General features: G+C 36.4%; 22 protein-coding genes. 17 read left to right on the top strand and 5 right to left on the bottom strand.

The genetic code is table 11. The annotated features are described in order from the left end of the window. Position 1 precedes the first annotated feature (1 nt). The 12 genes from SK086_RS11600 (at position 2) to SK086_RS11545 (ending at position 11,315) form a co-directional block, all read left to right on the top strand. Positions 2-949 (top strand): HNH endonuclease, encoded by a 948-nt coding sequence (locus SK086_RS11600; protein ID WP_324691827.1) that lies wholly within the window; start codon positions 2-4, stop codon positions 947-949. Positions 950-954: 5 nt separating this feature from the next. Beyond that, positions 955-1,665 carry a hypothetical protein gene (locus SK086_RS11595; RefSeq protein WP_324691826.1) on the top strand — a complete coding sequence of 237 codons (711 nt, stop codon included), beginning with the start codon at positions 955-957 and terminating at the stop codon, positions 1,663-1,665. Between the two features lie 4 nt (positions 1,666-1,669). Next, entirely contained in the window at positions 1,670-2,950 is a 1,281-nt protein-coding gene (locus tag SK086_RS11590) for a hypothetical protein (RefSeq protein ID WP_324691825.1), read from the top strand. A gap of 149 nt (positions 2,951-3,099) precedes the next feature. Continuing rightward, on the top strand, positions 3,100-3,654 hold the full coding sequence (locus tag SK086_RS11585) for a hypothetical protein (RefSeq protein WP_324691823.1): 555 nt from the start codon (positions 3,100-3,102) through the stop codon (positions 3,652-3,654). 12 nt (positions 3,655-3,666) lie between these two features. Beyond that, positions 3,667-5,154, top strand: a complete 1,488-nt coding sequence (locus tag SK086_RS11580) for a DUF262 domain-containing protein (RefSeq protein ID WP_324691821.1) — start codon at positions 3,667-3,669, stop codon at positions 5,152-5,154. After that, entirely contained in the window at positions 5,151-7,082 is a 1,932-nt protein-coding gene (locus SK086_RS11575) for a DUF262 domain-containing protein (RefSeq protein WP_324691819.1), read from the top strand. The genes SK086_RS11580 and SK086_RS11575 overlap by 4 nt, the downstream gene beginning before the upstream one ends. A 169-nt stretch (positions 7,083-7,251) precedes the next feature. Further along, positions 7,252-7,860, top strand: a complete 609-nt coding sequence (locus SK086_RS11570) for a hypothetical protein (protein WP_324691818.1) — start codon at positions 7,252-7,254, stop codon at positions 7,858-7,860. 73 nt (positions 7,861-7,933) lie between these two features. After that, positions 7,934-8,824, top strand: coding sequence for a helix-turn-helix transcriptional regulator (locus SK086_RS11565; protein WP_324691816.1), 891 nt, complete (start codon positions 7,934-7,936; stop codon positions 8,822-8,824). A 1-nt stretch (position 8,825) separates the two neighbouring features. Beyond that, positions 8,826-9,302, top strand: coding sequence for a 3'-5' exonuclease (locus tag SK086_RS11560; protein WP_324691815.1), 477 nt, complete (start codon positions 8,826-8,828; stop codon positions 9,300-9,302). Between the two features lie 320 nt (positions 9,303-9,622). Continuing rightward, positions 9,623-10,144 carry a hypothetical protein gene (locus SK086_RS11555; RefSeq protein WP_324691813.1) on the top strand — a complete coding sequence of 174 codons (522 nt, stop codon included), beginning with the start codon at positions 9,623-9,625 and terminating at the stop codon, positions 10,142-10,144. 5 nt (positions 10,145-10,149) lie between these two features. Continuing rightward, positions 10,150-10,446, top strand: a complete 297-nt coding sequence (locus SK086_RS11550) for a hypothetical protein (protein WP_324691811.1) — start codon at positions 10,150-10,152, stop codon at positions 10,444-10,446. A 302-nt stretch (positions 10,447-10,748) separates the two neighbouring features. Then, the gene (locus tag SK086_RS11545) at positions 10,749-11,315 is read left to right on the top strand and encodes a hypothetical protein (protein ID WP_324691810.1); all 567 of its coding nucleotides are present in this window, start codon (positions 10,749-10,751) and stop codon (positions 11,313-11,315) included. A 329-nt stretch (positions 11,316-11,644) separates the two neighbouring features. Here SK086_RS11545 and SK086_RS11540 read toward each other — a convergent pair whose 3' ends face one another. The 3 genes from SK086_RS11540 to SK086_RS11530 form a co-directional block, all read right to left on the bottom strand. Beyond that, positions 11,645-12,496 carry a nucleotidyl transferase AbiEii/AbiGii toxin family protein gene (locus tag SK086_RS11540; protein WP_283239845.1) on the bottom strand — a complete coding sequence of 284 codons (852 nt, stop codon included), beginning with the start codon at positions 12,494-12,496 and terminating at the stop codon, positions 11,645-11,647. After that, a complete protein-coding gene (locus SK086_RS11535; protein ID WP_324691807.1) occupies positions 12,493-13,131 on the bottom strand; it encodes a type IV toxin-antitoxin system AbiEi family antitoxin domain-containing protein in 639 nt (212 codons plus the stop codon). The genes SK086_RS11540 and SK086_RS11535 overlap by 4 nt, the downstream gene beginning before the upstream one ends. 546 nt (positions 13,132-13,677) lie before the next feature. Further along, positions 13,678-16,677 (bottom strand): DEAD/DEAH box helicase, encoded by a 3,000-nt coding sequence (locus SK086_RS11530; protein WP_324691806.1) that lies wholly within the window; start codon positions 16,675-16,677, stop codon positions 13,678-13,680. A gap of 77 nt (positions 16,678-16,754) precedes the next feature. Here SK086_RS11530 and SK086_RS13645 point away from each other — a divergent pair, with 77 nt between their 5' ends. The 4 genes from SK086_RS13645 to SK086_RS11515 all read left to right on the top strand — a co-directional run bounded on the left by SK086_RS13645 (position 16,755) and on the right by SK086_RS11515 (position 19,235). Then, positions 16,755-16,907: a topoisomerase DNA-binding C4 zinc finger domain-containing protein gene (locus SK086_RS13645; protein WP_407652327.1), complete on the top strand. Its 153-nt coding sequence runs from the start codon at positions 16,755-16,757 to the stop codon at positions 16,905-16,907. A 139-nt stretch (positions 16,908-17,046) separates the two neighbouring features. Next, complete coding sequence (locus SK086_RS11525) at positions 17,047-17,466, top strand: hypothetical protein (protein ID WP_290862925.1); 420 nt, start codon at positions 17,047-17,049, stop codon at positions 17,464-17,466. Positions 17,467-17,838: 372 nt separating this feature from the next. Next, complete coding sequence (locus SK086_RS11520; protein WP_324691803.1) at positions 17,839-18,213, top strand: Fic family protein; 375 nt, start codon at positions 17,839-17,841, stop codon at positions 18,211-18,213. 239 nt (positions 18,214-18,452) lie between these two features. Further along, on the top strand, positions 18,453-19,235 hold the full coding sequence (locus SK086_RS11515) for a hypothetical protein (RefSeq protein WP_324691802.1): 783 nt from the start codon (positions 18,453-18,455) through the stop codon (positions 19,233-19,235). Between the two features lies 1 nt (position 19,236). Here SK086_RS11515 and SK086_RS11510 read toward each other — a convergent pair whose 3' ends face one another. Together SK086_RS11510 and SK086_RS11505 are read right to left on the bottom strand one after the other, a co-directional pair. After that, positions 19,237-19,722 (bottom strand): matrixin family metalloprotease, encoded by a 486-nt coding sequence (locus tag SK086_RS11510; RefSeq protein WP_324691801.1) that lies wholly within the window; start codon positions 19,720-19,722, stop codon positions 19,237-19,239. 199 nt (positions 19,723-19,921) lie between these two features. After that, positions 19,922-20,536, bottom strand: a complete 615-nt coding sequence (locus tag SK086_RS11505; protein ID WP_324691798.1) for an SOS response-associated peptidase — start codon at positions 20,534-20,536, stop codon at positions 19,922-19,924. Between the two features lie 741 nt (positions 20,537-21,277). Here SK086_RS11505 and SK086_RS11500 point away from each other — a divergent pair. Further along, a complete protein-coding gene (locus tag SK086_RS11500) occupies positions 21,278-24,406 on the top strand; it encodes a T9SS type A sorting domain-containing protein (RefSeq protein ID WP_324691796.1) in 3,129 nt (1,042 codons plus the stop codon). Positions 24,407-24,440 lie beyond the last annotated feature (34 nt).

Genomic DNA, 24,440 nt, shown 5'->3' with positions numbered 1-24,440 from the left:
AATGCATTACATAGACATAACTCAGCAAAAAATCATTGATGCTCAAAATATTCATTATGAGTACATGAGGTATGTCATCAAGAAAAAACTTAATGGTAAATACTTTACTGAACCTAAACCCAATCCTAACATTAAATCCATTCATATTGTAAGTGGAATTCATAGTGAAGTGAAACGATTTCTGAATGTTGAAAAAAACTTAAGGAAAGTATTAGTGGGCACTCCGGAAGAATTGGATTCAATCAAATCAAGATTTACAACCAAAAAAGAAATTGATTCAATAAAAAGGTTATTTGATTATGAGATGTGGATTGACTACAATCCAAAAAGTACGTATCATTTTTATAACGCTTATGATTTAGCTAAGAATCTAGATATACCCACCTGTCCGTATTGTAACCGCATTTATACAAAAACAGTTACTAATCCTACCAAAATTACACGGCCAACCTTTGACCATTGGTTTCCAAAAAGTAAATATCCTTTACTGGCGTTATCGTTTTATAATCTAGTTCCAAGTTGTAACATTTGCAATATGGGGAAAAGTAATGACCCATTCTCATTGAATACCCATTTCCATCCCTATCATAAATCTGTAAATCCCGCTGAAATTTTATCTTACAGATTCAGTTTTGATTACAAAGATTACTCTTCATTTAAATTTAAAATTGTTCCTGATAATACTTTTTCTGAGAAATCTACCAAAGCGTTTAAATTGGAGGATATCTATAAAATGCATGAAGACGAGATAGTTGATTTAAGACAAATTCGCGATGTTTATTCTGTAGACTATCTCGAAATGGTAAAAAAGAAGATATTACTCAATCATATTTCTGAAGAAGAAATTTACAGATTGGCGTTTGGAGTACATATAGATGAGGCAAAATTTGACAGGAGACCTTTAAGTAAGATGAAGAAGGATATATTGAAAGAACTGGGTATAATTTAGAAATTATGTTAGAAATAGTTGGAATAAGTAAAAAGGTTTTGGAACGCCTAAACGATATGAAATATGAGCTTCATGGTGGTGATTCTGAAGAACAGCTTATTTTTCCAAAAAAGATTCAAGGTAATGGTAAAAGGCCAAAAGATAGAATCTCAGAGCAGGAATTAAGACAGCTTTTTATCGAGGAGTTTAAATTAGCTTATTCTAGTTTATTTTATTCCATTGAAACGCCTACAATTAAAAAATATAGGTTTAGAGATACCAACGAATCAGTAGAAGCCAAAAAACAATCGGCTTTGCATGATATGTGTGTGTTTGAGAAAGTTGGTAATGATTTTAAAAGAAGGCTAAATATTGAGTTTAAATATGGGAATAGAGCCATAGGAAGTACAGCGAAGGATATTGAAAAATTAATATGTGAAGAAGAAAATGGAGCTTTCATCCATTTGCTAAAAAATACAAGACGAGATACGCTTTGTAATGAAGGAAAGACCGGTGTTTTTGATAAATTGTACAAATCATTTTTAGATAATAACGGCAATTGGATTGATACTAATAAATCGATTCTACTTATAATAATTTCGTTAAACCAGAAAACTTTGATACATCGTGAAATTAAGAAGGGAGAAAATTTTGATAGTCTTTTTTCATTTGATGATTATAAATATGGCAACATAAAAGAGGTGAACGGAAATAGCTGGAATAAACTAATAAAATAATAATATGCTAACTTTAAATTTTACAGAAAAACAAATCATAACAGATGAAAAATTTCTTGTAGGGATAGATGAAATAGAAACTGATGAAAATGGTTTAAATGAATTTCTTTTAGACGGAGTTGAGTATAAATGGTTTCAAGAATTTCAGACTCAAGATATACGCCAAGTTTATGAAAAAATAACCCCTTATTTTTTTGAGGGTGAATTCAAAGGTGAAATCCATAAAAGGTTTTTTAATTTGCAAAAAATAGGAATTTTAAGCCGATGGTTTTTAATTACTATAACAGACCAAAAAACAGATTTAAAAGTTACCCAATACGTTGACAATAACGGTAATAGTGAAGGTATTGTTCGCTACATCAGTTCAATAAGCTCATTGAGAACAAATAACCCTACAGCTTTGCAATTAGATACTTTCTTTTCTTGGAAGTCATTTGAATTTACAAATGAAGAACAATTGTCAAAAGCATTGATTAATTCTGACAGTCAACAATCTAAATTTCATAAACTAAATGTATACAATGTTGGGCAAGGCAGTTTATGCTCAATAGCAACTGATGATAATATCCCATTGATATATTACGATATGGGAGGGGGATGGAGGTTTTTTAAACATACCTATCCAGTAACTAAAAGATTATGTTTTACGGTTGCTAATACCATAATACTCTCGCATTGGGATTGGGATCATTTGGAAACAGCGAGAAGATACAGCTACACACCAGATTGGGAAAAATTTCGTGATAAAACATGGATTGTTCCAAAACAAAATATTACCTCATCTTACATGAAATTTTTATACAAAATAGCTGCGATTAGTAATGTTTTAGTTTGGCCAGAATTTGGATTAGACAGGTTAGCGTTTTGGGGTGGTGATATTATTAAATGTAGGGGTTTTTCAAAAAATGATAGTGGTTTAGCGCTAGTAGTTTCTTGCAACAATAATCACATTACAAATGTTTTACACCCAGCTGATGCCGCATTTAAAGATATACCATTTTTAAATGAATATACGTTTGATGGTTTAGTGGCTACCCACCATGGTGCTAACTTTGAAATAAATAATTCCGATGTTCCAATCTCTTTTGACAAATATCATATAGCGTACTCTTATGCGCATACTAGATATGGACATCCAAAAACAGCCGCTATTAATGCTTATGTAACAGCTGGTTGGGTTGAAAGACTTGATACAGTTAATGGAAATATTTCTTTTACATATGTAAATAATATAAATGTGCCTTGTGGAGGAAATTGTGACTTAACTATTGATCAATCATTTTAAAATGAGATAAAAAGAACCGCTTTCTCACATCTTAATTTTGAAATGAAAAATGTCAAAGTCAAAGTCTGAAGGATTAAAAAAATAAATCTATAACGACGCCTTTTGGCGTTGTGTAGGGATAAGTTTGTAGTCTGAAAAAAACTAAACTAATGATTGCTATGACAACAATGAAGCCAATGGAAATATCTTTTAATGCGGATTGGTTCAAATCGGGTTATTATATTTATATCTTGACCATAGAACACAAAGAAAAGGGAATCTTTTATTACGTTGGTCAAACCGGCGATAGAAAGCATGTAGCTGCTCGTTCTCCTTTTTATCGACTTATGGGACATTTCAATACTTACAATATAAAAAGCGGGACTGATAATCAACTGGTAAAAGGTTTGATTGATAACAATCTGATTGATGAGCGTACTGCTGATAAAAATACAAGAATTTGCGTTGAAGAAGCCATACAAAGCGGTACCGTTACAATAAAGGCACACTACTATGCCATTTCTGATTTTGACAGTGCTAATCATAAAGCAAAAAGAATCTTTGTTGAAGAAGTCGAATTGGCATTGATTACTAATTTTAAGAAAGTCGGGGCAAAATTATTTAACAACGAAGCTAAAATTGGGGATAATAAAGAGGTTACTAATAAGGAAGCTATTGCTTTAGCCACTGAGATATTTAAAAAACATTGTCAATTATCTCAATAGAAAAAGATTTTTATGAATTTAAACAATAACCTACAAAACGTAGAGGTTCAAGTATATAGTTTCAAGGAATTCTTCACGTCTAAGGCTATTTATCCAGTAGGTATAGATAGCTACCAAAGACCCTATGTTTGGAATAAATCTAAAATTCAGGAACTTATTAATGATCTAGAGGAATACCTTAAGAATCCTGATGGATTGCAGTATTACATGGGAAACATACTGTTACATCAAAATGATATCAAACAGAAATTGTTTATTATTGATGGACAACAGCGGCTTACCACAATTTGTACTTTATACTATGTATTAAATGAGGGGTTATTAAACAATGGTAAAATGGCTTTGGAATACCACTCCCCTATTTCTGCTAAAAATATTATAAATGCCAAAGCCATATTTGATGAAATTAAAGCCGATTGGAAAGATAAAGCTGATTTTTTATTCAGCAATTTGCAATTTACTTTTATTATAACCTTATCAGAGGATTTAGCATTTACTTTTTTTGACACACAAAATAATAGAGGAGTAAAATTAAACCCTACTGATTTATTAAAAGCATATCATCTGCGAGCTATTGGAAATGCCGAATATTTAAACATTCAAACTAATTGCGCTTTACGTTGGGAGAAAATACAGGGGAGCAAAACATTGTTTGTCCAAAAAAAAGATTTCACAGCAGAACTTTTCCATCAGTTTTTGTGGCGTAGTCGATGCTGGAATGGACAAAAAGTAATTTACAGGGAAAAAGATGAAGACATTTTAAATGAATTTCAAAAAAAATCCATCAAACAGTTGCAGCCTGACACAATCCCATTGTATCCCAATACCAATAATACCTTAGCAACGGCATTGCAACTACAATCACAACAACAGTTTACACTCTATCCTGCCGCCTTAGAAATAAGTAACACTAGTGCCTTCTTACCATTTACTTTGAGACAACCCATAAGCGAAGGATTAGGTTTTTTCCTTTTTGCTGAAAAATATGCAGATTTAGTCAAAATTATTTTCTTTGACCAAACAGGTATAAATTCTGAAATAAAAGCTGTAAGAACCTTTTACAACCAAGTTTTACAACATATTTCACTTTATCTAAAGGAATTACACTTACTAGCCATAGTCATGTACTTTGATAAATTTGGGAGCAACCGATTGTTAGAGTTTACGCTTTGGTTCGATCACATTTTAGGCGCATTACGATTAGAAAAATATTATATATTTAAGGAAGCATCCATTAAATTTTTAAAAGAAACCGATAATAATATTTTTGACGTAATCAGTCAGTCATTTCGCCCTGAAGAAGTCATTTGTTTTATGCGCGAATTAAAATATGTGAGTTTAAATCTGGAAATTGAAAAAATATACGCCAGAACCGATTTGCCGGATAATGGCGTAAGAGGTGATTATAAGAGTAATTTGTTTAAGTATTACAGTAAACAAAATTTTACAGGTAAATCTAATTGGATTACAAATACATTTTTAAACAGCAAATTACAATGAGCATACATTCTGCCAAAATAACATTGCAAGATGTTGTAAATAATAACTATTTTTTCAATATCCCTATTTATCAGCGGTTGTATGTTTGGGAAGAAGACCAAATAAAGACATTGTTAGAAGATATTGAATCAGCTTTTGATACCAATAAAAATATTTTCTTTTTAGGAGGTGTATTAGTAGTAGAAAACGAACAAATCATAGATGGAGTTGTCTATGATTTAATAGACGGTCAACAACGCTTCACCACGCTTTGGATGATTAGTCTTGTCTTACAGAATAGTTTAACACCCTTTATTGAAAGAGAGGAAGATAAGAAAAACAGACATAGAGTCCATTTTGCCATTCGGGATGATATATATCAATACTTCAAGCATTATATTCTAGGAATTACCGATGGTAAAGCCAATACCAATATAGAAAATGCATTGGCATATATTGATACTTTTAAAAAGGAATTAGAGACAAAGGAAATTGATAAAAGCAGTAAAATTGCGCAATTCATTTATGAAAAAGTACAATTGATTTTTACTGAAGTCCCCAAAGCAACAGATTTAAACAAATTATTCGAAATCATTAATAACAGAGGTATTCAGTTACAGCATCACGAAATTCTTAAAGCACAATTATTAAATAAGCTACATCCAGATGACAGATTAAAGTACAGTTACCTTTGGGATGCCTGCTCCCACATGGAAAGCTATGTTGAAAAAAACATAAAAGATATAGCCAAAGTACGAATACAAGACTTGTTTGAAAATGAAGCCGCAAAAACCGGAGTTGAAAAATTAAGTATTGCCTCAAATATATTAACAAATATCGCTCAAAATCAGTTTAATAATTTCAAACCCTTGAGCTTAGAGAATATTTTAGCGGAAAATAATTTTGACGTTGAAACTGAAAAAGATATCCCCGATGAAACCTACAAGGCTGATGATATAAGAAGTATCATTTCGTTTCCTATGTTGCTGCAACATACGCTTAGAATATTTTTAGTAAACAATAAGCAGCCCGATATTCCTAAGATTTTAGACAAAGAATTACTGACTATTTTTGAACAATATTTTTTGACTAAAGATAAAAGTCAAGAACAATTAAAGGCAGATATCACCTCGTTTATTGAATTACTATGGCAAGTACGATATGTTTTTGATAAACACATTATCAAATGGGTTCGATTAGAAGATGGGGAAACACACTTGATTTGTAAATTAGAAAAGTATGACAGTAAAGGAAATTACTATCTACGAAGAAGACAACCGGATGCTAATGAAGGCGAAGCGTTATTGCAAAGCCTTTTGTATCATTCGCAACAAATAACAACGCATTACTGGTTAACCCCATATCTTAAATATTTGGTTGATAACAAAGGGCAAAACAGTTACAGCTATTTGAAACATTTAGATAATAATTTGTTGTGTTCCTCCGAAACCGGGAGTTTAATAGTTCGAACTCGTAATTTTTTAGATCAATATAATTATACCACAATCTTTGACACATCATTACTAAAAGAACCACATGGAACAAGTTTTCCTCATTATTGGTTTTACAAACTGGAATTTGTTTTGTGGAATACTTTGAAAGACACAAAAGATGAAAGATGGAAAAATTTTAAGTTTACTGCTAAAAATTCGGTTGAACATATTTCGCCGCAAACACAAAAAACAACTGACACCAATACGGTTTCAGAGGGTATGCTTAATCATTTTGGCAATTTATCATTGGTTTCCCGAAGTATTAATTCAGAATATAGTAATTTGCCTTTCAATGAAAAAAGACAGCGATTTGTTAATAACAATAGAGTCAAATTAGACAGTTTAAAAATGGAACTAATATATGCAAATGATAAATGGAATGATACAATAGCAAAACAACATCAAGACGAAATGATAGAATATTTAGAAAATTATTTAAGCGTAACCATTATATAAAAAGCAACAACCAGCAAAACGTCACCGCTAAAACCGTAAAGTGAAATCGATGAAATAACATTCGAATGATACTTATTTCAAAATTGGGAAGAACTTAAAAAATAAATTAACTAAATTACCTGTCAGTCCTATTGACTGGGAAGGGCATCAATACGTTTAAAAGTTATATATGAATTTACTGGACACTATTGCAATAAAGGGCTTAACCGTTGCCAAAGAAAATGGTTTACTTGATTTACCGGAAAAAAAGGAGATTCCTTTTGATGAAGAGATTATTGAAGATTTTCTCAATCGGGTAATAGATGATTTATTTGAGTTTGCTACCTTAGAACAATATGTGAGCAATGAAACGTTGTTTGCACGTGCTACGGTTTATGTTTATGGTAAAGGAGTTGAATTTGCGCTTTCGCACATTTGTAACACTCCTTTAGAAAGGATTAGTTATAACTTTGATGATTGTATGCAAAGTAAAATTCCGGACTCCCTTCCTCACAGCATTTTAAATGATGTAAACACATTTATACCTGTTGTAAAAGAAATGTATCGTGTCATGTTTCAAGAAACAAAAGGCAGCCAAGAAAAGTTTATTGTTGCCGGAATTACTTTTAGAAATTGCATTTTTAAAATACTCAGTGGCGTTTTCTTTGCCGGACGAAAAGTAGGATTATCAATCGTTATCGATGAAAATAATGCTATCCAAAATAGCAATACTAATTCAGACTCAAAATATGATTACGATACTTATGACAGTAGGTATAAAGAAAATGAATTTGAATAAGTAATTATTAAAACATTTTTTAACGACACTTTTTGTCGTTCTACTGCCTTACATTTGAATAAATAAAAATGATATGGCCAAAAGAGACTTTATACAGCGTTACATACTTATCATCAACCGATTAAAATCAAGAGCGGCTACTTTTGAAGAGCTTCAGGATTATTTGCAAAGACAACAGCAAATAACCGGGGACAAGTTGGAGATGAGTCAGCGCACCTTGCAACGGGATTTGAATGAAATTCGGTCCTTATTTGAAATCGACATTCAATACAACCGCAGAGAAGGTGTTTATGAAATAGTTGAATCAATAACCGAGAAACCCATTGAACGTATTATAGAATCCTATGAAATTATCAGCGCACTTAATTATTCAGAGAAAGTCTCCCAAAGGCTATACTTAGAGCAACGAAAAAATCAGGGGACAGAACATCTTCATGGCCTGCTCTATGCCATTGAGAATCGCTTTGAGATTTCTTTTACCCACCAAAGCTACTGGAAAGAAGAACAGGAACTACGAACAGTGCACACTGTTGCCATCAAAGAATCGCAAAACCGTTGGTATCTGATATGTTATGATGTGACCAAAAAAGAAATACGCAATTTTGCCTTAGACCGCATTCTGACTTTAAAAATCACTGACAAAAAGTTTACGGCAATCCCGTTTGATGTTAGTAAATACTACCAACATGCTTTTGGGGTAGAAACATACGAACCGGCTCAAAAGATAGTGTTGCAGTTTACCGCTTTTCAAGCAAAATATATTACATCATTGCCGCTGCACGCTTCACAGGAACTTATTTCAGAAAATGAAGAACACTGTGAATTTGCTTATTTTATGCATCCCACCAATGATTTTGTGATGGAAATCCTAAAGTATGGCGAGGAAGTAATGGTCGTTTCTCCCGAGTCACTCAAACAAACCGTGAAACAGCGCATCCTGAATACGGCCGTCTTATACCAATAATATGAGCACCTTTACCGCTATTGATTTTGAAACCGCTCAAGGATACCGCTGGAGCATTTGTCAAGTAGGTATTGTGAGAGTAGTTGACGGCATCATTACAGAAGAAATAAACATTTTAGTCCAACCGCCCGATAATTACTATTGGTATAACTTTACTAACATTCACGGTATTTCTGCTGTTGATACAGTAAATGCCCCCACTTTTGATAAAGTTTGGCCCATGATTGCACCCTATATTAAAGACCAAGTAGTAGTGGCACATAACGGTTTCGGATTTGACTTTCCTGTGCTTGAAAAGACCCTGGAATACTATGGATTGCAGGCGCCTGTCTATCAAAAACGATGTACCTATAAAATCTACAAATCCAATTTGGCCAATTTGTGCAGAGAATATAATATCAAGCTGAACCATCACGATGCCCTGAGCGATGCCAGAGCATGTGCTGTTTTGTTTGGTAAATACCTTACTAACTCCTGACACAAAACGGCAGAAATTCTTTTTAAAGCGTCACGGTTTGTCTTTAGTCTGATTTTATTTTGTCTCCTAAACTTAAAAACAATAACCATGGGACAAATGATCATTCACCAAAAAGAACTAATCCGAATTAACACGACTAAAAACAGTATTGAATATTCTATCACGGACGGCAGAAGTTGGCATCATCGTTTTACAGCCACCACTATGATGGGGACACTTCTTGACCTAGCTGATTGTGGGAAAGAATTGCTGCTTAGCACTAGCAAAGGCCTCTACTATTCTACCACCAAAGGAGCCTCCTGGCATAAAAGAAGCTAACCATGAACGAGACGATATGCCACCTTGAGATTTTTGATGAAGAAATCGGGCTGTGGGAATATGTGCCTGTAAGCAGTGACCCCGAGCCCATCAATTGTTATTACAACAACCTGGAGCATTTCTTCAGTGCCAACTTGTACTACCTATTTATCACCCTCGAAAATGAAGGAACACAATCATTGTTCCCCATGTGCAAAGGGCTGCCGGTGGACTGTAGTGAAGTTATTGCAAAAGCGTACCACTTTCTTAGTGAAGAAGTTCGTCTGTGTCGAAACGCCTCCTACATCAATCTTTCCGATCTGTTCTCTTTTGACTATACTAAACTATTCGACCTAAATGATATAGGCGAAAAAGAGTTGGAAATGCTGTACCCCGAGATTTATGAGAGCAAAAAACAAAGTTTGACCCACAAGGAATGGCTGGGCGATGATTTCTTCGGCGAACTCGAAGCGGTTAAAAAACGCTTTGACAAATACCCGAAGTGCAGGATAGTGTACTTCATGTACTGCACCAATTTAAGCTAGCTTATATGATTCACAACTTTCCAGAATTAGTGGCGCTGATTGATATACAACACCGTAAAATATCGGCCATCAGAACCGCTATAAAATATGCTGAATGGCATTCCGACTATAAAAAAATGGCAGCGTTTAAAACAAAGGAACTTTTGATTAGAAAGAAAATTAACAGCTACCTACTCAGCTACAAAACCCAAATGGCCGATAGGTATTTAGAGAACCGTATTTACAGCCAACAGTTTTCGGTACTGGAAGCTTATTTTGAAAAAATATTTGAGGATTTCAGTTGTGAATCCTTGTGGAGATAACAAAATCAATATCGTTTTTGAATGGGATTTTTGGTTGGAGAGGGTCTTCCCTTCGGCAAGCTCAGGGCAGGCTCAGGGTGACAATGTGGTGGTCGATTGGGATTTGTGGTTAGAAAGGGTCTTCGACAAGCTCAGACTGACAATGTGCGCTTAATTGCATTATGTGGTAACTAGGCTTGCTCAGGGTGACAATTGTGTTATTAATTGTGTTATGTAATGTTGGGGGTAATTTTAGTCAAAAAATACTCCTGTCTTAAAGTCTCTTTATCTTTGCACTCTATCCGAATCCAACAGCTATTTTAATGAACAAACTCAAAATAAATCTTTTAGGCACAGGCATCGAAATCAAAAGAATTCTACTGCCTGATGAAGTAATAGCGCATTGGAAAGGAATCATTGGTACTAAAAAAACAATTATCGATGCATTGTTGGATCCTTTCTTTTATTATAAGCTAAGAGACAAAAAATATAGCAGTCTTGAAGATTTGCCGGCAGAGAAATGTTCCGGAATACTAAATGACACTAAAAGTCAAATTGAGTTATGGTTTAACAGAAAAAAGGTATCCAAACTGAATACACCGGAACTTTTCAATGAAAATGTATTATTTCCGTTATTCAATGTAGAAAGGAAGCCATATTCTTTTACGGATACCCGAGGCATTTATATCCTTCAAAACGAAATAGGTACTATCGGAACTTATGAATTGATGGTAAATTCAGAATCACTGAACCTAGATGACTTCACGTTTGAAATAGACCGTTTCAAGAATACCACCTTTATAAAAAACATTACTTACCAAAATCGGGATTTGGTTTTTGTGAAAAAGGATACCGTGATTAGTTATCAGTGGGGGTTTGAGGTGGGGTGAGGAGTTTGTCTTTCCCTTCTTTCCCTTCCCTTCCCTTCCCTTCGGCAAGCTCAGGGTAAACTCAGCTCAGGGTGACAGTTGGGTTTTTGATTGGGTTTTGTGGTTAGTGAGGGTAATTTTTACTTTCGAAAATAAAACGAAGGCCGTTTTATTGAAAATTTACTTTCGATTGTGTTTAGTATATTTTATATGGTTGCAAAAAGTCATTCTTTATAGTACTTAAACAATCAAAAAAGCAACACTATTGCAAATTGCAATACGCAATATTTTATAATACCGCTTTGCTTTTCGACTTTGTATGCTGTTTATATAAACTTAATATACTATTCTTATTGGATTTTTAAGTGTTGTGAAAGGTCATGAAAATACTTTGGTGACCAAATATCTAAAATGGAAACGTCTTTAATAAATCGCGACGCATCAGCTTTGACATAGTTAAAATTCACCATGTCAATTTTAGCCGACAGTAGTTCTCTGAATTCTGCTTCACTTATTGTTTCCTTAACCCAGTCTTTGCTGTCCTGCGCCCGTAATAAAAAATGATTGAGATCAAGCGGAGTACCTTTCTTAATATACCATTCCATATCATACCAGTCACGTCCCTTAACATTATTTTTCCATTTTCGGAACAATAATGCATGCATCTTACCTGCAAAAAGGTCCGGCAGTACGAAGCACTTTACGTAAAATGAAAAAGGTTTTAGCAATAGTTTCTCTTCAGTGGCAAACCCCAATGGCGGCTCTCTGTCGACTTCAATTTTAATTTTAACATTGGCAATATGGTCAATACCGTTTTGTGGTATAATCCCCTCCAAAATAAGCTCACGCCAAATGGTTTGTGATTTTAAGAAAGCCGAATTGATATTACTTTCTACCGCTTTTTGCTTTTCTGAAACGCTTACCTGCATACCAAGTGCTGCAAATTCAGTAACAATACCCTCTTGGTATTTTTGGAGAGAAAAATTAGAGTCAGGTACCAATAATGAAAAATCAAGGTCTTCGGAAAAGCGATCCAGTCCGTAAAATATTCTGAGAGCCGTTCCTCCATAAAAGGCAGCTTTTTCAAAAAAACCGGCTCGGTAAAGCCCAGCCAGCGCAATTTCCTGCATAATCTCACGCAGGGCATGTACTGCCTCTTCCTTATTTTGAGGGTTATAACTGTTTAGCCATTCTTTAATCATAATTTGTGTATTGTTTTTATTAGTATTTCGAGGCTGTCTTTCTTAGGAGCATGCGATAACCATGTGGCCATGGCGGTGGTATCAAAATTTTTCAGATCAGATAATTCTATTCTTAAATCCTCCGTAAGGTAATTCTTTGTGCTACTCATACTGCGTAGTATGATACCCGGTGTTGTGGCAATCTTGTCAGCCAGTGCTTTTTCAGGAGTTGCCATTATTACCTGCTGGTTGGTATTTACTATTACTGTCTCCAATCCAAAGGAATAATAAGGCAAAGGAAGTGAGGTATAGGTATAAAGCCCCAAAGGGGTTCTGAACGATTTAGAGGACTTAGTAGTCATAGATGTTATGCCATAAACCCGTTCCGGTATTAGTCCGTAGTACATCAGTGCTGCTTCCATAGACACATAACTGGGGCCGTAGAGGTGGTTCGCGATTAAAGTCCGCTCAGGTCTTGCAATATTTGTGGCACTACCGGCTATGTAAAAACCGCGTTTAACGGATTGCAGTATGCCTTCATCCTTCAACATCTTTATTTTATCATTAGGTCGACTGTATTCCTTTAATAAAGCTACCAGCATCTGATGCGTAATCAGTTGCCCTCGGTATTCTGATAATTGTTGCTTAATATCCATGCCCACTATAATTAATTATGTAAAATTATCATCTAATAATCGAAATATATCCGATTATATATGTTCAAAAATACATATTTATTTTAAATTATGTAAAAATAAATACAGATAATCGAAAAAAATCCGATTGTATGGTTTATTTTTTACATATTATACTGATAATTGTATTTCGTGCTGGGTCTAACCGTCGAGACTTCTTATTCCTTCCCTTCCCTTCCCTTCCCTTCCCTTCCCTTCGGCAGGCTCAGGGCAGGCTCAGCTCAGGGTAAACTCGGCTCAGCCCTTCGACAAGCTCAGGGTGACAGTAGAGTTATTGATTGGGTTTGGTGGTAGAGAGGCCCTTCGACCCTTCAACTGCGCTCAGTGCAGGCTCAGCTCAGCCCTTCGACAAGCTCAGGGTGACAGTAGAGTTATTGATTGGGTTTGGTGGTAGAGAGGCCCTTCGACCCTTCGACTGCGCTCAGGGCAGGCTTAGCTCAGCCCTTCGACAAGCTCAGGGTGACAATAGTGTGAAAAATTGAGCTAAAGTTAAACTTTATGTTATTGCTAAACCATAACATCATAATTATCAAAAAGTGTTCTTTGATACACATCCCCATTAAACTTATTAATCAATTCCCTTATAAATTCGTAATGCTTTACATATTGGTTGGGTATTAAAAGCATTTCCAAGTTCTTACTACGAACTAAATCCATTTTTACAGCATCGGATTTCATAGTTTTTTTGCTGCTATAATGCTCTGCGCCGTTGATTTCAAAGATTACTTTAGGTTGGTTGTTTTCAAAAAGGACGCCATCAAACTCTTTTTTGTTTACTAAAGGATTGTCACGCTCTTCCGGAAATACTTCGATGACTTTTACATTTCTTCGGAATCGGGTTTCTTGTAAAGAGCAGTAATGTTGCATGGTTTTATAAAACTCATTTTCAAATTTGGAGTTGTTTGAAAATCCAATGGTCAGTTTATTCACTTCACTTTGGGCTATTTCGGTAGTGCCGTTATGGTACGCATAGGCAATCAAGGCGTATAAGTCGTCGTCTTTTTGTGATAAGGTTTTGATAGCGTCAAAGTCGGTTACTACAATCAGGTTTTCTTTGGCTCTGGTGACGCCAACATTTAATAGTTCACTGTTGTTTTTAATCCAATCATAGGTTTTGGGAGAGGTTTTAGTGGACAAGGCTGTGGAGATGATAATAGTTTTGTTTTCTTGTCCTTGCACTTTGTGTATAGTACCACAACTTACAGCATTGTCGATGGCTCCTGCTCTTTTGGCTTCATTTAGGTAATGATTGATAACTTCTTCCTGATTTCTAAACGGTGTTAAAATAAAAACTTCGGATAAGTTATTCTCTTTAATGTACTCTACAATAGCCATCGCCTCCTCTAGTTGTCCATTCTTATTTTTTTGATTGGCATTGGTTACCGCGAGTAATTTTACGGTGCCATCCGTTCCCACAGCTTTTAAGTTTAATCGTTGGTCGTAAAAACGTTTGTTGGAATAATCAATAATTTTCTTTCCGCAACGGTAATGGTAACTCAAGAGTATTTCTCGTGAAATGGTATCTATTTTTTTATAGGCAGAAAGTATGGAGTTGTTGTAATAATCATACTCGTCACTAATTTGAAACTGGTTCATTAGCTTTATATTCTTCTCTTTGTCAAAAACAATAATAGGCTTTAACTGATTGGTATCACCAATCAAGACCATGTTTTTGCATTTTGAAATGGGAATTAAACTGGTTGGAATTTCGCATTGTCCCGCTTCATCTATAGTCAACAAATCAAACTTGAAGCGTTGTCCTAACCGTCGGCAAGAAATATTGGTAGTGAGTATAATGGGAAATACTTTGGTAAACTTTTCTAAGTTTTTATCATTACTCAACCAAGTGTTAAATTCTTTTACTTGCTCGCTCTCGTCAATAATGTGCAGAATTGCTATTAGTTCGGCGTACTCTTTACCTTTTAATCTCTTGATATACTTTAAGGATTCGAAATAAAAAAACTGTAGTAGTTTATAATTGTCTTTTATAATTTCAAAGATACCTTTTACATCTTCATCAGTAGTTATAGGAATAGAATTGATCTTGTTTACTAATTTCTCTCTCTCCTGCTCCAATAACCAATACTTACCTTTGGAAAGCAATCCGTCAATAAACCCTAAATTTTGTTCTAAATCGGCCCGTTCTTCGTAATGCTGTAATTTAAGTAGCAATTGTTTATTTTTCTCTCGGGAGTTTTCCTTTAGGCTGTGCAAGAGGTTTTCCTTTGGGACATCATTGGTTTCGTATTCATATAACTTTTTGATGGTCTGTAAGGCTTCTAAGGTACATTGCCTGTTTCCTAAGCGAATAAAAGGCACTAAAATCTCTTTATTATTGTATTTTCCTAAATTCAATTTCTCCTTAATCCCATCAATAGGAATATTGTTATTGGAAGAGATGAGCACGGTTTTATTATTGGTCAAACAATTGACTACTATATTTAGAATAGTTTGTGTTTTTCCTGTGCCCGGTGGACCTTGTACATAGGTTACGGGATATTTCAAAGAATTATAAATAGTTCGCAGCTGATCTATATTCACATTATTGTCATACAGAACAATATGAGGCTCTGTTCTGTTTTTACGGTCTAACAGTGACGAATTTTTAAAAAATGCTTTTAAGGGAATCTGCATTTCTTGGTTTTCGTGTTCGGTATTTATGCCGTCAAAAACGGGAGCTAAATCAATTTTAGAATAGCCTAAAACTACTATTTCTGGTCTGGTATTGGGTTGTTCACCCAATTTGAAATTATCCGATAATAGATTGATAAGCTCGGTCTTGTCTTTTATATATTCCTCTTCAAAATCCGAAGGACTGAAATCGGTGTAATAAGACAGAGAATGTTTGACATCTTTGATGTAAAAATTAGGGTTGAATTGTGTGGCATTCCCAATTTGTATGGTTCTCTTAACCGGGTCGTACGTCAATTCTCGATAGGCCACAACAAACTTACCTCTGGAGTCTAAATCAATAGAAAATTCGCAAAGTGCCAGTTTATAATCATAATACTTCTTGTAATCGTTATGGTATATTTCTTTGATGATTTGTTTTTGTTGCTCATTAGATAATTGGTAAGGGCTTTGTTCCTGCAGCTCCTGTAAATCAATTTCGGATATTAAATGTGTTTTATGTAGAAAAGGATCGTTATTGGCTTTATGACATTCTAAATAATAGTTTAAAATATTGTTGTTGTATCTGTCAAATTCATAAACTTCTAAACTTTCATCTTCTTCTAATTTTTGAATCAACTTGGGTGGCACATCGTAATGGGAGAACTTGAGTATTTCAGCAGATTGAATACCGGAAATTGAAATAGTTTTTTTAAATAATGGTTCGTCTTTCATAACATTGAACATGTCGACCACTATCTTGCCATCTTCGGTGATATCTAAAATCGAAATCCAAAAATGGTTTACCTTTTCTTCTCTATTTTTATAGGTTATGCTAAGGTATTTTCCGCCTCTTACAGCTTCTCCAATGGCAACTATGATATTCTTGTGGTTCATGTCAATGCGTTTGCTATACCTTTTAGATATAGAGACAAATTAATAAGTACTACCAAATATAGTAAGTTTGGCTATTAATCAAACAAAAAAACGAAAAGAGAGAAAACGCCATTCGAGATCATAAATGTCCGCAATGTGGAAGCGATTTGATATTGAGAAAGGGAAAGTTCAGCACTTTTATAGGTTGCACCAATTACCCGAAATGTACTCATACGATACAATTGCAGTGATATTGAACGTCCCCAAGTTTTATACAATTCACCTTTTGACTATCAAAAACATCATATATCGTTCAGAAAATTTAATTGGTAATGTTTTTTTTATGCTATTAGGTGTATTTTTACAGCTAAATTATTCACATCATTATTTATGAAAAAAATTATACTATTGGTTGTTTTAACCTTTTCAGCTTTTTGCAACGCACAAAATGTAGAACAAAAATTAAAAACAGATATTGTTAAGATACAGGCAGGTAAATTTACAATTGACGATTTAACATTGGTCACTACTAAAGGGAAAAACATTCAGGTTAAGATTCACGCCGAAGCTGCCAACACAGGATTCATTAGTCGTGACAATTTTGTGTATGCTACAGCAAATATTGTCGAAGCAATATTAAGTCAGTTTACAGCTTTGGATGAAAATGCCAAAACAGAAGATTTAGACGAAATTACAGGAACAGCTGATATTGTGGTGAATTGTTTTATGAGTAAAACAGGGATTCAAATAGAAACTACCACAGCAAGTGGAACTGAAAAAACCATGCAAAAATGGTCTGAGTTGTTTTAGAAATAAAATGATTAATCCCTTCCGCTCCCGCTCGAAATACAATTCGACGGAGTCAATACTTATCATAGCAATTAAAAAAAAATTGATACTGCAATAGTTTTAAAACTTGGTGGTTGATAATCCCGCGGGAACGTAAGAGACTTGCCATAATCGAGCAGCCTTGCGCCGATGTAGGCCTGATCAATTACTTGTAGCGCTTTCCCTTTTCATAATCTTTTTTTGTGGCCAACTTTATCAAAAAGAAAATTTTGCCACAGTGTTGTGGCCAATTTTTTCTAAATGTTTTTTTTGGCCACAAAAGAGTGACATTTTTTTCAAAAAATATTTTTTGGCCACAACTTTCGGCGATTAGGAACCGGAACGGCCGACATCATGCGCATCGCAAAAGAAAACAACCTCCAAGCACCTGATTTTGAACAATCGGATGACTTCAAAGCAGTACTCTACCGACCAAGTACCGTAGGAGTTCAGACCATGTACCCCCCAAGTACCCCCCAAGTACCCCCTAAGTACCCCTCAACTTCTGTGGAGGTTCTCAATTTAATAAGAGTCCTTAACAATGAGTTGAGTAGAGCAGAAATTCAGGAAATACTTGGATTAAAAGATCCAAAAAATTTCCGTGAAAACTATTTAGAGCCAGCACTTGCAGCAGGAATAGTTAAAATGAAATACCCGGATAGTCCAAATCATCCTAAACAAAGGTATTTGTTGACAGAAAAAGGTAATGACATTAAGAAACAATCGTAATGAAAAGTTTGTCCATTAGTAGATGTAAAAAAATGTCTGCAATGTGGAAGCGATTTGATATTGAGAAAAGGAAAATTCGGGGATTTTTAAGCTGCATCCATTACCCAAAATGTCTAAATATGATAAGGTTTAAATGATGCTGTTTATTCCTTACAGTAAATCAACCAAAATAGTGTAATTTGAATATGTTTGTAGATCTTCTTACAAATGAATTAAATTACCATCTTAATACTACAACCATGAAATACATCACGCTCCTACTCTGTTTTATTACAGCTACCGGTTATGCTCAAAATGTTAGCACCGCATTGAACCTCAACAAATCGGAAGATTTGAGAAGTGATTATCCGGTGAGCGAAGTAACCACCCATGTTACATTTTATAACACCAATGGGACCATCGAGAAAAAAAAATACGTAGCCACCTTAAACGCGCAAAACAGGGTTATTTCTGAACAGCGTTTTAATGAAGAGGGTACACTTACAGAGCGACTAACCTGGCAATACGATTCGACCGGTGTTAAAAACATGGGGAGAAAGCTTGAAAGATGGCATAAATTGTTGGGATACACTTGCGAAACCTCTTTTCACGAATATGATGCAAAGGAATATTTGGTAAAGACTGTTGAAAAAGATAAAAATCAGCAAATTTTTAGAATAACCATGATGAAAAATGATGAACAAGGCAATACCGTTGAATTAATAACTACCGACGGTAAAGGAAATCCTTATGGTATGGAACAAGTTGCCTACGACTACCCTAATAATACCATGACAACCCAATATTATAATAACAATGGTGAAATGATTTCTGAAACCTTAGGGAAAATAAACTACACCAATAACGATGATTCCGATATTCAAAAAAATAAACAAGGAGATGTCATCCAATCTTCAGATTATGCGTATGAGTATAAATACGACAAAAAGGGGAATTGGACGTTTAAGACGGTTTATAAAATTAAATTGGGAAAAAGGGTAAAACAATCTGAGACCGGCAGAAGGATTAAATACTCTAATTAAACTAAATCTTCCCCCTACACACCTCACAAAACCAAACTTTTTCCAAATCTACCTGTTTGATAGTGCCTTGGGCGGCTTGCATCATACAGTGTTTGTCATGAGTACAATGCGGTAAGCCTAAGTTATGCCCTATTTCGTGCAGGGCTACTTTCTCCAAACGTTCCAAACATTTAGCCCGACTAACCTTGCGATGCAAACGAAAGGTGGAAACCACACTAGTAGTACCCGGTCGATAACCCAAACCAAAAATACCATATTCAGGTTGTACATCGCTTTTGCGGTGCGCGATGTCTTGGGTGGTAACCAGCAATAGGTTTTGCGGACTGTTAAATTGTTGGAGTATCTTACTCGCTTCATAACGGGTTTGGCTGGCGGCTAACAAATCGGGCGTCAACGGAACGGCAGGTTTGACCACACATTGATACCCATAAAAACGATGAACCGATTGTTGGAGAAAAGTCAAATACTCCGGCGATACTTCACCCAAAGGCTGGATATATATATATCCGATTGGGGTTTCGGTTTAGTTGCATTATAAACCGTTATTACAGTGGCAACAGCCAATACAAGTAAAGCGAGCAGCAGTAGTTTTCTTCGAGCCATTATTAAATAATTTCCACCCATACAACACAAACTGTGCCGTTAAATGGGGTTAAATTGAATTATTTAAGCCCAAAAAACGCTTTCTACAACTTAAAAGCCGCCAAACTACAACTATACGGATAAGCAAACGCATGTAGGGGTGTGCCTTGTAGCCAAGCCTCCTCATCGGCCTGGTGCAATATAACCGGCATGCGTTCCTTAGTATTGTGCACATACTTCATGGTGGTATTCCCCTCGGTGGTGAGTATGGTGTACGTTCGCATGGGGCTGCCGTTTTCAGGATTGACCCAGTCAGCATACAAACCGGCAAAACAAAACAAGTCGCTTTCGTGCTCGCTGCTCACTATGATGTGCGGGATTTTGGTTTTGCCTTGGTGCTGCCACTCGTAAAAGCGAGAAGCCGGTATCAGGCAGCGGTTATTATTGTAGTCTTTAAAACTCGGCAAGCTGTCAATGGTTTCTATCCTGGCGTTGAGGGTGTTTTTTCTAAAACTTAGGTCTTTGCTCCAATGAGGCAACAAACCCCAATGTGCAGTGATAATCAGTTCGGGAGCATCATTGGTAATCACCAGGTTTTGAGGATGAGCAAAGCCGTTAAACTTTTCGTTAGGTTCATAACCCGGCAAAGGCAATACCTCGCGTTTGAAACGCTTTTTTACAACTCCTACATTTTCGGGTAAGCCAAAATAAAAACACATGAGTGGTTGGTTTGTGTAAAAATAATGATTTTTAAACAGGGACAAAAAAACTATTGCGGCAATTCGACGGAGTCAATCCTTATATAGCAATTAAAAAAATATTGATACTGTATTTGGTGTTGATAGACCACGCGGGAACCTAAGAAACTTGCCATAATCGAGCTGCCTCGCACCGATGTAGGCATAATCAATCACTTATAGCCTTTCCCTTTTCATAACTTTTTTTTTGTGGCCAACTTTATCAAAAAGAAAATTTTGCCACAGTGTTGTGGCCAATTTTTTCTAAATGCTTTTTTTGGCCACAAAAAGGTGGCATTTTTTTCAAAAAATATTTTTTGGCCACAACTTTAGCTAATCTGAACATTATGAAAGTTTATATTATATCCCTCGCTACCCTATTGAAAATAAGGTTCTAAATGACTACTACTCCCGTCAGTTCGAGTAGCTCGCAGAGCGTATCGAGAACCGTTGTATTGATAGGGCTTCTAGCTTACGCTCTGTTCGCTATGCTCGAGTCGATACAATTTATAACTACAAAAACTAACGTTTTTATACTTATAAATCACTCGAAGTGACGTAATAAGGATGTTTATCTTAAATAGCATTCTAATGCACTACTCCACTCAGTTAACTGGTTTTAACGCAACGAAGTAAAAGCTTGGCAAGGCAAAACAAAAAAATGTAGGGCAAGGCGTAAGAATAAACGATAAATGAATACCTTTAACCCTTTAAACCGGATCCATGCGAATAAAATTACTCCTAAGCCTTTGGTTATTATTACAAGTTGTTAGTGTGCAATCCCAACCGTTTCATTGGGCTACTGCTGCTACTGGAATCGGTTATGAATATGGCACAAAAGCAACAAAAGATGCCGCCGGAAACACTTATATCTTAGGCTATTTTATCGGTGATTCTTCAAGCTCGTCTGGCGGGAATACCTTCGAGTTCAATGGTGTATCTTATCCTGCCAACGGACGCGGCGATGCTTTTTTTGCCAAACTCGACTCCAACAAACAATTGGTCTGGATGAAAACAATCGGTGGCAATGATACCTCTTATTTTGATGAAGCAACTGATATCCACATAGACCCCTTTGGCGATATTTATATTACATTCACAGCCAAAGGATTCAACATTAGCTACAACAGTCAAATCTTAAGCGGCATTGGCTCCATTGGCCAATATGGTGGCGAAGGTGTACTGCTCAAAGTGAATACCAACGGCGATTATTTGTGGCACGATTCAGGCACTGTAGCCAGCACCTTTGAAGAAATAACCACCGATGCCACAGGAAACGTCTACCTAACCGGATCGTATGACTCATCAATTACATTGGGTGGAACAATTACCCTAACCAATCCTTCTACCTTTACTACGCAAGATTTGCTGGTAGCCAAATACCAACCTAATGGTACTATCCTATGGGCCAAAAAAGCAGGTGGGATGCCTCATAATACCTTTGCCTACGGCGTTGATTTGAAAGTTAACCCGCAAACCAACGAACTTATTGTCCTGGCCAAAGGGGAAGGACAAGTGTATTTTGATAACGTGCCCATGCCTTTCAATGGTTCTGTAGACAAAGGAATTTTACTGGTATCCTATAACTTAAACGGTAACCTAAACTGGATACGACGCATATTGGATCAAGACAACTACGGATATCATTCGGCTACCGCTTTAGACATCAGCCCATCAGGGATCATTGGGGTCACCGGTTATACGCCCGGTAGTGAACCGTATGGACTGGTTGGTTTTTACACCGGTAACGGAAACATTATTACCGAACACATTTACCCTTCTTCCTACAGTTTGCGAATGTCATCCATTACTTTTAATGAGTTTAATGAGGCATACGTAACCGGACAATTTAACGGACAAATTACCGTGGGTATCAGTCCCGGTACAGCAACCTTATCGGGCTACAAAGGTTTTGTGGCCAAGATGGATATATTACAACAAGTCAAATGGATAACCGAAGTTGGAGGAGCCAATACGCATGTTAGTAACGTAGAGTACCATAACGGCAAGCTGGTCTATGCCACCCGAATCGATGGTACTTTTACGTATAACTCAGGGGCTAATAGTATTACCAACAACTCCGGAGATGCTTTATTTGGCGAGCTGACAGATTTCAACCTCTCGGCCAACCGCTGCAATATTACCGGTACCGTGTTTGAAGACCTGGATACCAATTGTATTCAAAACACCAATGACATCGTTCAAAATGCTGTAATCGTTAAGGCAACAGACGCTAATGGGGTCAATCGCTTTTCGATAAGCGATACCAACGGACACTACGATATTCCGGTCGAAATAGGCGCCTACACCGTGAGCATACTACCCAATCCGGTACAAAATGCTCTAATCCACCAAAACTGTTATACCCAACAAAATGTAACCCTAACCACCATGGGGCAAGATGCGGATAACGTTAATTTTCCGGTAGAACTGGATTATTGTTCGCTGCTGAGTGTTGACATAGCCAGCGATCGACGCAGAAGGTGTTTTGACAGCAATACTTATGTCAGCTACCGCAATTCGGGCTTAGCCGTTGCGCAAAATGTTGCCATCACAGTCGACCTTCCGGAATTTGTAACTTTCATCTCGGCCAACCATCCGCACACCGTAAACCCTCAAGGGCACTATGTTTTTAACGTAGGTACATTGGCACCCAACCAATCGGGTGTCATCCATATAGTAGACCATACCGAATGTATTGAAGGCATAACCGGACGGTCTCAGTGTACCAAAGCTTGGATTACCCCGACTAATGATTGTGCCGCTACCCTCGACCCGAATTATGCCAATTGGGACAAATCGTTAATCAGAGTATCAGGAACTTGTAACAATAATGCAGAAGTCCAATTCACCATTACAAATGCCGCGCTACCCGGTTTAGGCAACATGGGAACCCCAAGAAATTATCGAATTTATGCAGATAACGGTTTGGCCATTACCGAAACATTCCAACTCAACGGAGGAGAAAGCACCATAGTAAATTATCCGGCTAACGGTCAAACCATCCGACTCGAAGTAGACCAACATCCTTTATACTCCGGTAGCAGTTTTGCCCAAGAAACAATCGAAGGCTGCGGCAGTACCAATGGAATATTCAGCACCGGATTTGTAAATGCAATGCCAATGGATGATGAAGAGATTAGCATAGAAACAGACTGCTTGAAAATCATCGACAGCTACGATCCCAATGATAAATTGGTCAGCCCAACAGGCATCACCGAAAATCATTACGTGAGAGCCGGTACCGAATTAGACTACATGATACGGTTCCAAAATACAGGCACGGATACAGCCTATAAAGTGGTCATCAAAGACACCCTATCGCCTTATCTCGATCCGGCTACCATCCAATGGGGCGTAAGTTCACATCCTTACACCATCAACATTACCGGTACAGAGACACCGGTTTTAGAATTTACGTTCAACAACATCAACCTCCCCCACAGCAGCGTAAACGAACCGGGGTCTCATGGTTTCGTAAAGTTCAAAGCGGCAACGTACAATGCACTGGCCAATGGTATAGTGGTGAACAATGATGCCAACATCTACTTCGATTATAACCTGCCCATTACCACCAATACCGTACAAATTACGATATCCGATTTTGTACTTCCGCTAAGCCAAGAGGCCTTTAACATACAACACCTTAAAGTGTACCCTAACCCAACCTCAGGGCTATTGGTAATTGAATCGGATACTTTAACAAAGGTGGAAGTTTACAATATCAGCGGAAGTTTGATGGAAACGACCACGCAACACCAAATCAATTTAAGCCATTATGCGAAAGGAATTTATTTGGTAAAAATTACCACCCCCGAAGGGATTGCGCTAAAAAAAATAGTGTTAGAATAACAACCGTACCCCGAAAACTAAAGAAGAAAATGAA

This window comes from Flavobacterium cheonhonense (genome assembly GCF_035671315.1).
Taxonomy (GTDB): domain Bacteria; phylum Bacteroidota; class Bacteroidia; order Flavobacteriales; family Flavobacteriaceae; genus Flavobacterium; species Flavobacterium cheonhonense.
This window is presented reverse-complemented; position numbering and strand designations above follow the sequence as displayed.